Source organism: Dactylosporangium sp. NPDC000521 (assembly GCF_042898305.1).
Taxonomy (GTDB): Bacteria; Actinomycetota; Actinomycetes; order Mycobacteriales; family Micromonosporaceae; genus Dactylosporangium.
Genome location: NZ_JBIAYW010000005.1, coordinates 571,955 through 582,392, shown reverse-complemented (window position 1 = coordinate 582,392; position 10,438 = coordinate 571,955). Strand labels below are relative to the sequence as shown.

General features: G+C 72.2%; 8 protein-coding genes. 2 read left to right on the top strand and 6 right to left on the bottom strand.

Annotated features, from left to right (window positions below; translation table 11 throughout):
* The coding region (locus tag ACFY3L_RS20600) for a hypothetical protein (protein WP_389326011.1) at positions 1-230 on the top strand (230 nt) is incomplete at its 5' end.
* Positions 231-321: 91 nt separating this feature from the next.
* Entirely contained in the window at positions 322-690 is a 369-nt protein-coding gene (locus ACFY3L_RS20595; protein WP_389326008.1) for a hypothetical protein, read from the top strand.
* Positions 691-767: 77 nt separating this feature from the next.
* On the opposite strand, the gene ACFY3L_RS20590 is transcribed toward ACFY3L_RS20595, so the two are convergent.
* The 6 genes from ACFY3L_RS20590 to ACFY3L_RS20565 form a co-directional block, all read right to left on the bottom strand.
* The gene (locus ACFY3L_RS20590; RefSeq protein ID WP_389326005.1) at positions 768-1,928 is read right to left on the bottom strand and encodes a multicopper oxidase domain-containing protein; all 1,161 of its coding nucleotides are present in this window, start codon (positions 1,926-1,928) and stop codon (positions 768-770) included.
* Between the two features lie 542 nt (positions 1,929-2,470).
* Positions 2,471-3,901 (bottom strand): class II fumarate hydratase, encoded by a 1,431-nt coding sequence (gene fumC / locus ACFY3L_RS20585; RefSeq protein WP_389326002.1) that lies wholly within the window; start codon positions 3,899-3,901, stop codon positions 2,471-2,473.
* A 51-nt stretch (positions 3,902-3,952) separates the two neighbouring features.
* A complete protein-coding gene (locus ACFY3L_RS20580) occupies positions 3,953-5,668 on the bottom strand; it encodes an NAD-dependent malic enzyme (RefSeq protein WP_389325999.1) in 1,716 nt (571 codons plus the stop codon).
* Positions 5,669-5,890: 222 nt separating this feature from the next.
* On the bottom strand, positions 5,891-7,384 hold the full coding sequence (locus ACFY3L_RS20575) for a hypothetical protein (protein ID WP_389325996.1): 1,494 nt from the start codon (positions 7,382-7,384) through the stop codon (positions 5,891-5,893).
* 313 nt (positions 7,385-7,697) lie between these two features.
* A complete protein-coding gene (locus ACFY3L_RS20570; RefSeq protein ID WP_389325993.1) occupies positions 7,698-8,936 on the bottom strand; it encodes a sugar efflux transporter in 1,239 nt (412 codons plus the stop codon).
* 366 nt (positions 8,937-9,302) lie between these two features.
* Entirely contained in the window at positions 9,303-10,328 is a 1,026-nt protein-coding gene (locus ACFY3L_RS20565; protein WP_389325991.1) for an NAD-dependent epimerase/dehydratase family protein, read from the bottom strand.
* Positions 10,329-10,438 lie beyond the last annotated feature (110 nt).

The following is a 10,438-nucleotide window of genomic DNA, read 5'->3' as shown; positions in this document are numbered from 1 at the left end:
AACACCCCCTCCTCATCGCCGCGCTGATGCGACAGCGACAGGAAAGCAGCGAAGAAGGCATCGAGCACCCGCTCATGCTCGCCGCCATGATGGCCAGCCGACGGCAGCAGGGCAAGAACATCTTCGAACACCCCCTCCTCATCGCCGCGCTGATGCGACAGCGACAGGAAAGCAGCGAAGAAGGCATCGAGCACCCGCTCATGCTCGCCGCCATGATGGCCCGCCAGTAGCGGCACGCATGATCTGGCCCTCCGGTCGTCGCGCCGGAGGGCGGATCGGCCGAGTCTGACGGAGTCCTCCGACAAACGCTGAGGAGTCATCGTGGCCGAACGGGGGCCGAAGGAACCTGCCCACGAGTCACAAGAGCCGATTGAATCGCTGATCGACGACACCATCCAGGCGATCCTCGATGAGGCCGCCAGGTCGCGAGGCGTGCAGGCCAAGACCACGGCACCGCTGCTCGACGCGGTGCTGTCGGCCAAGCCCGCACGAGGTGCGGCTCGGAGGTCGGCACTCGAGCGCGCGCTCCTCGCCGAGGCCCTGGCCGACGCGCTCGCCGACGCGCTGGCACCGGCACTGGCCGCGGCCCTGGCCCCGAGAATCATGGACATCCTCGGGCACAGCGGCGGCGAGGCCGGACCCACCCGGACGGCGCCGGCCAGCAGTACCCGCAAGTCCGACGACAAGTAGCGTCAGCAGGAGGCCACCCGGGCGCGGACGCGGTGGTGGACCGGGGCGGCCAATCCTCGAGCCGCCCCGGGCCGTCATCAGTTGTGCACGTGGGCGCCGTCGTCGGTGGCGGATGCGGCGGCTGCTGCCGGGGCCGCGGCGGCGTGCTGGTGGTCCATGCCGGGCGGCATGTTCCCGTTCGCGTCCAGCACGTGCAGCATCGTCGACATGCCGGCGTCGGAGTGGAACTGCATGTGGCAGTGCAGCATCCAGTGCCCCGGTCCGACCGATTCGCCGGCGACCACGCTGACCCCGAACGTCTGGGCCGGGCCGAGCACCTTGGTGTCGATGATCGGCACGGAGTCGGCGAGCGGCTGCCCGTTGCTCACCACCCCGGTCCGGGTGTCAGCCCAGGAGTGCCCGTGCAGGTGGAAGGTGTGCATGTCGTTGCCGATGCCGACCACCACGAACTCCACCCGCTCCCCCATGCGGGCGACCAGGCAGGTCGGGCCGGGCTGCGGGTTCTCCTCCGCGCAGGTGTCGATGGCCGCGCCGCGACGCAGGTTGATGCTCTGCTGGTTGCCGAAGACCACCGTGTACGTGCGGTCCGGTTTCGGGTCGCCGGGGCGGCGGACCACCAGGCCGCCGAAGAGGCCGGCGGCGAGCCCCTGGGTGCCATGCGGGCCACCCACCATGTGGTCGTGGTACCACCAGTACCCGGCGGTGCCCTGCGCCCCGGTCTTGGTGTTCCGGGGCTGGGCGTACCAGGTGTAGGTGCGGGTGCCGCCCGGCGGGACGTACGAACCGCTCTGCGCCGTGCCGTCGGACTCCTGGGTGTACTTGACCCCGTGTACGTGCAGGGAGACGCCGAGCGGGTGGCTCGGGTTGGTGCGCAGCGCCGCCAGGGTCGCCTCGGGCACCAGGTTGTGCAGGGTGATGGCGAGGCACTCCCCCTCCATCATCTCCATCAGCGGGCCCGGGTAGGACGCCGTCTCCGGGGTGAGGCCGTAGCCGATCCGGGTCTGGGTGCCGTCCTTGGGCAGTTCCACCGCGTACAGCTGGGTGCTGCGGTCCGGCTTGACGCAGCCGTCCGGACGCTCGGCGAACATCCCGGTCTGGGCGGCGGCCAGTCCGCCCGCGCCGACCAGGGCGACCAGCATGACCGCCGCGACGACCAGGTACCGTCCGACGGCACGCGGACGCTCGGGGCGAGGCTGCGGCTCCGCCGGCTCGTCCTCGACCAGGCGCCAGGCCCTCATCGAGCACCTCGCAGCACGACCGGGCGCCGGTAGGCCGCGCGGACCGCGACGGTGGAGCCGGCGAGCCGGCGAGCGCGAGCAGGACCGGCGAACGCGGCCACCCGGCGGCCAGAGGCTCTGAACATGGGACCTCCTGCAGGTGCAGCCGGACGAACGAACCGCCGATGACCGGATGCACCGGTCGCCGGCAGACGCCGCCAGGCAGGGGAACGGGACGAAGCGGATGCGGCACGCCCGGAGGGAAGGCGCGCAGCAAGCGGGGTGCTGCGTCGACGTCGCGCTGGAGTGGCCGCCGGGATCCCGCGACGCGGGGCGGCACTCGATCCGTCAACGCACAGCCGTCACCGTATCCGCCACTTGTCCTAAAAGAAAGAGTTGTCCTAACGGAAGTTTGGCGTGTATGAACCGAACTTCCGTCAACTAGTTCAAAAGTCAACCATCGGGTCCCCACGTGAGGCATGGGGAAACGCATCTACCGAGACAGCGATGAGCGGGCGGCCGGCGTTACCAGGTCCCGCGTCAACGCCCGGGAACGACGGTGCTCACCTGTTCGGCCCGACGTCAGCCACGCCCGCATGGGTCAGGTCCTCGGGCACCACGATCCGCTCGTACATCTCGTCGCTGACGCCGCGGCGCAGCGCCGCCTCCTTGAGGGTCAGATCGTCGTCGATGGCGAGGTGCGCGATCTCGGATGCCTTGTCGTAGCCGATGACCGGCGACAGTGCGGTGACCATCATGACCGAGCGCTCCACGTTCTGCCGCAACCGGTCGCGGTCGAGCCTGACGCCTTCCACGAGGAACTCGCAGAAGTGGCCGGCAGCGTCGGCGAGGATGCGGATCGAGTGCAGGACGTTGTTGATGACGACGGGACGGAAGGCGTTGAGCTCGAAGTTGCCCTCGTTGCCGCTGATGGCCACGGCGGTGTCCGACCCGAGCACCTGGACGCAGACCATGAGCATCGCTTCGGCCTGGGTCGGGTTGACCTTGCCGGGCATGATCGAGGAGCCGGGCTCGTTGGCCGGCAGGATCAGCTCGTGCAGGCCGGTGCGCGGTCCGGAGCCGAGCCAACGCACGTCGTTGGCGAACTTGAACAGCGCCGTGGCGATCCCGCGCAGCGCGGCCGACGTGCGCACCAGCGCGTCCAGGGAGCCCTGCGCGGCGAACTTGTTGGGCGCGGTGACGAACGGCCGGCCGGTCAGCTCCGCGATCACCTCGGCGGTGTCCTCGCCGAAGCCGGATGGGGCGTTGAGGCCGGTGCCGACGGCGGTGCCGCCCATCGCCAGCCGGTACAGGCCATGCCTGGTCAAGGCGAGGTGTTCGCAGGCGTCCTCGAGCTGGGCGGCGTAGCCGGACCATTCCTGGCCGACGGTGAGCGGGGTGGCGTCCTCCAGATGCGTCCGGCCGATCTTCACGACGTCGGCCCACTCCCGGCTCTTGACCGTGGTGGCGTCGTGCAGCCTGGCGAGCGCCGGCAGCAGGTGTTCCTCGATCGCGGTGACCGCGGCGATGTGCATGGCGGTCGGGAAGGTGTCGTTGGAGGACTGCCCCATGTTGACGTCGTCGTTCGGGTGTACCGGTGTCTTGGAGCCCAGTTGCCCGCCGACGAGCTGGATCGCGCGGTTGGAGATCACCTCGTTGACGTTCATGTTGGACTGGGTGCCGGAGCCGGTCTGCCAGACGTACAGGGGGAACTCGCTGTCGAGCTCGCCGGCGATCACCTCGTCGGCCACCCGCGAGATCAGGTCGGCCTTCCACCGCGGCATCCGCCCGGCGCGGGCGTTGACGATCGCCGCCGCCTTCTTGACGTAGCCGTAGGCGTGGTAGACCGCCTTGGGCATGCGGTCGTCGCCGATGTCGAAGTGCACCAGGGAGCGCTGGGTCTGCGCGCCCCAGTAGTGGTCGGCCGGCACGGCGACCGGGCCGAGCGAGTCGGTCTCGGTGCGGGTGCCGGTGGCGTCGATACCGATCGGCACGTCGCGCACCTCAGGCTCACCACGGGAGCCGGTCGGCTCGGGCACGGCGAGTCACCCGGCCTTGACGGGACGGTACTCCGGCTGCCACATCGCGTCCCGTACCTGCCGTCCCGGGTCGGTGAGGTCCGCGCGGGCCAGCCCCTCGGCGGCGGCCCGCTTCGCCACGGCGGCCGCGACGGTGGCCGACACCTCCCGCAGGTTCTCCACGTGCGGCAGCAGCGACGCACCGGGTGCACTCACGTCCACGAGGCCGGCGACGGCTTCGGCGGCGGCCGCGAACATGCCGTCGCTGATCCGCTTCGCCCTGGCCACGATGGCGCCGAGGCCGAGCCCGGGGTACAGCAGGGCGTTGTTCGCCTGCCCGATGCCGTACGTGACGCCTCGGTAGGTGACCGGCGGGACCGGGATGCCGGTGGCGATGAGGCCGCGGCCGCCGGTCCACGGGATGAGCCGGTCCGGCATCGCCTCGATGCGTTCCGTCGGGTTGGACAGCGGGAAGATGATGGGCCGGTCCACGTGCCCGGCCATCTCCTTGACGATCTCCTCGGTGAACGCGCCGCGCACGGTCGAGGTGCCGACCATCATGGTCGGCCTGACGTTCGCGACGGTCTCCCGGAGCCCGATGCCGCCGTCCCGCCGCCAGGCGGCGACCTCGCCGGCCGGCCGGGCGTACGGGGCCTGGTAGTCACGCAGGTCGGTCATGTCGTCGGTCAGCAGGCCCTGTTTGTCGACGCACCAGACCTGCCGGACCGCCGCGTCCCGGTCCGCACCGTCGCGGACCATCGCGTCGCGGAGCTGGTCGGCGATGCCCACCCCGGCGGTGCCGGCGCCGAAGATGACGATCCGCTGGTCCCGCATGCGAGTGCCGGCCACCCGCATCGCGCTCAGCGCCGCGGCGAGCACGATCGCGCCGGTGCCCTGCATGTCGTCGTTGAACGTGCACACCCGGTCGCGGTAGCGCTCCAGGATCCGCCTGCCGTTGCTCGGCCCGAAGTCCTCCCAGTGCAGCAGCGCGTTCGGGAACAGCCTGGTCGCCGCCTGCACGTAGGCGTCGATGAACTCGTCGTAGCGCCGCCCGCGCTCCCGGGTGTGCCGGTTGCCGAGGTAGTCCGGGTCGTTGAGCAGTTCCTCGTTGTCGGTACCGACATCGAGCGCGACCGGAATCACCCGGCCCGGGTCGATACCGGCCGCGGCGGTGTAGACGGCCAGCTTGCCGACTGCGATGTCGATGCCGCCGGAGCCCCAGTCGCCGATCCCCAGGATCTCCTCGGCGTCGGAGGCCACGATCAGGTCCACGTCGTCCGCACCCAGCCCGGCGTCGGACAGCGCCTGCTCCACCCGGTCAGGTTCGTCGACCGACAGGTACACCCCACGCGGGCGGCGGTACTCGTGGCTGTACCGCTTGATCGCCTCACCCACGGTCGGGTCGTAGACGACCGGCAGCATCTCGCGCAGGTGCTCGGTCAGCAGCCGGTAGAACAGCACCTCGTCGTTGTCCTGCAGCATCGCCAGAAAAACGTTCTTGTGCAGGTCGGACGGCTGGCGGCGGTACTGCTCGTACACCCGCCGCAGCTGGTCGTCCAGGGACAGGACCGCCGGCGGCAGCAGCCCCTCCAGCCCCAGCGCGGTGCGCTCCTCGCGGGTGAAGGCCGTGCCCTTGTTCAGCAGGGGTGTGCCGAGCACCTCCGCGCCACGCGCAGTGGTGACGTACGCGCCGTTCTCCGACCGGAACCTCCGCTTCGCGGCCACCCGCGTGCCTACGGTCATCGAAACGCCTCCGGTTCCTCTCGGTCCCCTCCCTACGCCGGTCCCACTACCCCCTGTCGGCCGAGTACACCTCCGGCCGCCGTCACGCGAGCAACGGGCACGGAGCGCCCGGTGCGCGACGTCGCCGCGGGCGGGCACCACCCGCCGTCGACGCGTACACCGCGAACGCGACGGACAGTAGCGGGGGACCCCCATGTCCGGGGTCCCCCGCACAGTCACGGGTCAGCCGATGACGAGCCGGGCCAGCATCACCGTGTCGGGGCCGTCGGGCGTCGTGCTCAACCCGAACGCCTTGAGCGGGATCCCGAACGCCTCGCCGCCGACGTGGAAGAGCGCGGCCGTCGCCTGCGGGTCGGCGCCGGTCATCGCGGTGCGGAACAGCGGGTCGTCGGCGAGGAGGCCCGTCGTGCTGCCGGCGAACGGCCCGGTCCGCATGACGACGTGGGCGTCGCGAGTGGTGACCGTGACGTGGGACCACGCGGCGAGACGGGCGGTGGCGGACCGGGTCTGTGCCGCCGCGGCGGCGTCGGCGAGCTCGACGTCGACGAGCATGCCCGGCGGGTCCATGAAGGCGCCGAAGGCGCTCGGCTGCGGACCGGCGGTGGCGTAGGCGACGGACTTCGCGCCGGCGGCGGCCTGGGTGACGGCGTCGAGGCTGCGCTGGGCGTCGTGGGCCTCGATGGCGGGGCCGTCACTCATGCCCGTCAGGCTGCCCGGGTCGCCCGTGTAGATGGCGCCGTAACCGGGGGTGATCGAGGCAGCGCCAAGGAACTCCCCACCGCTGGGCAGCGGCGGGCCGGTCCCGTCCAGCAGCCCGCGCATCGAGAAGACCGCGGCGGGGAACAGGATGTTCGTCGGGTTGGTGCCGAGGTAGCCGAGGTTGCCGGGCACGACGCCCGCGGCGGTCACGCCGGCGGGCAGCTGACCGAGACGGCCGGCCGCGGCGGGCGGCCCGGCGGCGAAGTACGGCAGGTCGTGCGCGCCGATGAGGCGGCCCCGCACCTCCATGCCGTCGCCCTCCGCGCGGGCGCCGACGAGGAGCCGGCCGTTGGCGGCGGGCAGCGGATGCTTCGGGTCGGCGAAGAGCTGGGGCAGGCCGAACTCCTCGGCGTCGAGTCCGTAGGAACGCACGTCGCGCCCGAAGTCGAACCACCCCAGCACCGGCAGGTCCGCGGGCATACCGGCGCGGGCGGTGGCGAACACCGGGTCCGCCGCGAGGGACGGTGCCTTCGCGGCCGCCTCGGCGACCGCCTGGGACCCCTGCGCGGCGAACGCGATCAGCGCGTAGTCGGCACGGATGACGATGCCCGCCGCGTCGGGGCCCTTCGCGCGTACGGTGGCGAGGGCCTTGTCCTTGTTCTTGAGCAGCGTGACGAGCAGCGTCGCGGGACCGGAAGGCGAGGTCCAGCGCGCGATCCCGAAACGGTCGCCGAGCCAGGGGGCGGCCTCCTCGAGGGTGATCGACGCGCCGGACCCGGTGAGCAGGGCGCGCTGGACGCCGGTGAAGGAGTTGCGGGCGCCGGACGTCTTGCCCAGCAGGCCGTCGAACGCGAGCCGCTGCCGCATGCCCGGCTGCAGGTCGAACCGCGCGAACGACGCCACGTCGGCGGGCACCACCTGCTCCGGCAGCATCCCGGACGGCTTCTCCCAGTTCCTCGTCAACGCGAAGGCACCGCCGCCGGCGATCGCGGCGAGGACCACGACAGCGGCGACCACGGCCGCGGCACGGCGACGGCGCCGCCTCGAACGGTCCACAATAGACCGTTCCGATGGCTGCTCGACCTCTGCTGCGGCGGCGGCTTCGGGCCGGCCCTCGCCGGCGGCCTCCGCATCACCGAGCGGGCCGCTCGCGGCGGAAGCGGGCAGCCCGGAAGGCGGGTCGGCGCTGACCTCAGGACCGGCGCCACGGTCGCTCTCGGTGGACAATGCAGTCTCGCTGTGCTCGGACACGATAAGCCCCCGCTAGAAATCGACGCGCGCATCGTAGCGGTAGCCGTGACGGCGGTGTGTACCTCAGCGCTCGCACCGTTCAGTTGCCCGAACGCTGTGGGGTGGTCGCCGATCTCGGCGGCGGGTCCGCCCTGGCGGCGAGGTCACGCGGCACCGGCCGGGCGCTGATCAGCAGGAGGCAGCCCGCGGCGCTGATCAGTCCGCACAGCAGCAGCGCCGCCCGGTATCCGAGCGCCTGCGCGGTCGCGCCCGCGACGAGCCCGGAGACCAGCGACGCGGTGATGAACGCGTTGCCGAACAGCGCGGTCGCGCGGCCGGTGGCCTCGGGCATCAGGTCCTGGATGTACGTGATGCCCAGCGCGTTGACCGCGGCGATGGCCACGCCGCGGGCCACCTGGGCGGCGATGAGCAGCGGCAGGCTGGAGCCGGCCGCGACGAGCGCGAAGTACACCACGAACAGCAGCATGCCCAGCAGGATCACCCGCTGCGGGCGTACCCGGGCGGGCAGCAGGATCAGGCCCAGCGCCGCCGGTATCTCCGCCAGTGCGCCCGTGCTGGCCAGGAGCCCCACATCGTGGTCGGGCCGGGCCAGGGTGCGCGTGACGTACAGCGGCAGCGCGACCGAGCCGGCGCACATGGCGGTGTTGAACAGCATGAAACTTGCCGCCACCAACAGCACCGGCCGCTGCAACCGGGACGGCGTCCGCGACTGCGGCGCGGTCCGGGCTGCGACCGGCGTCGCGCCCAACAGCAGCAGCGGTACCGCGATCAGCGCGAACGCCAGGGAGGTCAGCAGCAGCAGGCCGCTGTATCCCCGCCACGCCAGCGCCGCCGACCCGAGGATCGGGCCGATGGCCCAGGCCAGCGAGAACACCGACCGCAGCGCCAATGTCCCGCGTCCCGACGCGCCACCGGACGCCCGGTCCAGGTGGGTCCGCGCCAGCGCGAACACCTGCGAGAAGCCCGCCAGGCCGGCGCCGAGCAGGCCCGCCCCGATGACCAGCAGCAGGGCGTAGCTGGTGGTCGTGCTCAGCGCGAGGTACCCGACGGCCGGCGCCAGCACGGCGACCAACGCCGGCCACCGGCCGGCACCGCGGTCGAACCGGCGACCGAGCCAGGACGTCACAAACAGTCCGCTGACGGCGATGACGGAGAGGAACACGCCTACCTGCAGCGGAGACAGTAGCGCCCGGTCCGCGCCGAACAGCACCAGATACGGCCCGATCATGGAGTCGGCGATGCCCAGCAGCAGGACACAGACCAGCAGGTGCGGCAGCTTCGCCTCGACCATGCGCCCCGCGCCGAAGACCATCCGCATCCACATCCCTGGATCGCGACGGCAGCCGCACCCGCCACGGCAACATCGACGACGATCTTTGCCCTGCCAGGCTTGCCGAGGACACTACAGGCCCACTGGCGTCGCCGTCACCCCTTCCGCGCGCCCCGCAACGACTGCGCATCGGCAGGATTCGCTGCTCACCGACGAGCGTCCGCCGCAGCGGCGTTCGCCCGAGGCCGGCCGGTGTCCGAGTGGTCGTCGACCTCCGCGCACACCACTCCGGAATAGTGATCCACAGGTCGGCTTCGCGGTGACCGCCGGCACCCCGCACGGCGTACCCCACGGGGTGTCCTTGACGGCAAGCAGCACGGTCGCCGCCTGACTGCCTGCCGCCTCGGGCCGGCATCAACCGCGCAGCGCCGCCGTGGCGAAGTCCCGCATCCCGTCCTCGAGGCCGACACGGGCGGCGAAGCCCAGCTCGGCCCGGGCCCGCCAGGGCGCGGCGACCACGTGGCGCACGTCGCCGGCACGGAAGTCGCCGGTGATGATCGGCTCCGGGCCGTGCATCGCCGCGGCCAGGGAGGCGGCCATCGCGCCGACCGTGGCCGGAACGCCGGAGGCGATGTTGTAGGCGCGGAAGCCGTCCGGCACGGTGGCGGTGACGGCCAGGACGTTGGCCGCGGCGACGTCGGTGACGTGGACGAAGTCGCGGCGCTGGGCGCCGTCCTCGAACACCCGCGGGGCCCGGCCCGCCTCGAGGGCGGAGCGGAAGATGGCGGCGACGCCGCTGTACGGCGTGTCGCGCGGCATACCGGGCCCGTACACGTTGTGATAGCGCAGCGCCACCACGGTGCCGGCGCCGGCGGTCGCCCACGCCAGTGCCAGATGCTCCTGCGCGACCTTCGAGGCGGCGTAGACGCTGCGCGGCCGCAGCGGGGCGTCCTCCTCGACATCGTCCGGCGCCAGCCGCAACCGGCAGGCAGGGCAGCCGGGCTCGAACGACCCGGCCGCCAGATCGGCGGCGGCCCGCGGGGCGGGCGGCACCGGTCCGTGCGCAGGGCAGCGATACGCACCCTCGCCGTAGACGACCATCGAGCTGGCCAGCACCAGCCGCCGCACGCCCGTGCGGGCCATCCCGGCGAGCAGCACGGCGGTGCCCAGATCGTTGCAGCCGACGTACTCAGGCAGATCGGCCAGGTCCACGCCCATACCGACCATCGCCGCCTGGTGGACCACGGCGTCGACCCCCGCCAGCGCCGCATCGACCGCGTCCCGGTCGCGGACGTCGGCGCGCGGGAACGTGGGGTCGGGCGTGCGGTGCGCGGCGGGGTGCAGCAGGTCGAGCACCGAGACGTCATGGCCGGCGGCGCGCAGGGCGGTGACGACGTGCGTGCCGATGAACCCGGCGCCGCCGGTGACGAGGATCCGCATGCCATGACCGTAGGCGGGCACCGGACGGCCGGTCGGCCGCGTTCGTGGTTCGTAATGGTTGGTTCGCCGCTCGTAAGATCTTTGCCGGCGACCCATGGGTAGCGTCCGAT